1 protein-coding gene is annotated in these 868 nt (G+C 34.8%); it reads left to right on the forward strand.

Annotation, left to right across the window (positions count from 1 at the left end; genetic code table 11):
• A partial coding sequence (locus tag AAGF08_RS20390) for a DUF6090 family protein (protein ID WP_343513298.1) occupies positions 1–777 on the forward strand: 777 nt, incomplete at its 5' end.
• Positions 778–868 lie beyond the last annotated feature (91 nt).

Genomic DNA, 868 nt, shown 5'->3' on the forward strand with positions numbered 1-868 from the left:
CAAAAATTGCTGACTGAAAATAAGTTTAGCAGGTATCTTATTTATGCTATGGGAGAAATCATCCTTGTTGTAATTGGGATTTTGATTGCTCTTCAAGTAAATAATTGGAATGAGAATAAAAATTTGGAACACAAAACATTAATAAGCCTTAGTTCCCTGGCGGAGGAATTAAATTCCAATAAACGCGTCCTAAAATCCAATATAGAGATGATAAAATTTGATCTTCGAACGGGACTTAATTTTATTGATTCATTAAACAATAATTCAATTTCTACGGAGCATAAAAACACATACCTACTCGATAAAATTCTTGAATTAGGACCGGTAAGGGTAAGATCCTTAACTACAAATTCTCTTGAAGAAATGATTAGCTCTGGCAGTTATAGTGCGATTGACTCTGAAACCATCAAAGAAAATTTGCTAGCCTATAATTCGGAGATTGAAAACATGAATAACGAGCTTCGACGATTCGAAGAGCATTGGAGAAATATTGAATCCCCTTATATAACGAAACATTTCAGTCTTTTGGATATGTATGCCCGGAGGGGAGATAGTTTACTCAATGAAGATGCCTTTTTGAGCGGCGGGAATATTCCAAGATTCAATGATGCGGAAATTTACTTCGAAAACGAATTGGATGCCTTCTATAATAACCGTGAATTTGCCAGTATGTACATATCTCGGTTTTTTGATTTAAGGGCTGTAATACGAGCCATGTATCGACTTGACGTTTCAATAGATAAATTGCTTGATGACCTTACCAATGTAAATGGATAAACTACATTGAATAATTGATAGAACGAAAGCAAAACAATGGCTATAAGTAATTGCTTTTTCACGCCTACTTCTGATCCTGATAGCTATCGGG

It is taken from the genome of Algoriphagus sp. SE2 (assembly GCF_039563885.1).
In the GTDB taxonomy this organism is placed as follows: Bacteria; Bacteroidota; Bacteroidia; order Cytophagales; family Cyclobacteriaceae; genus Algoriphagus.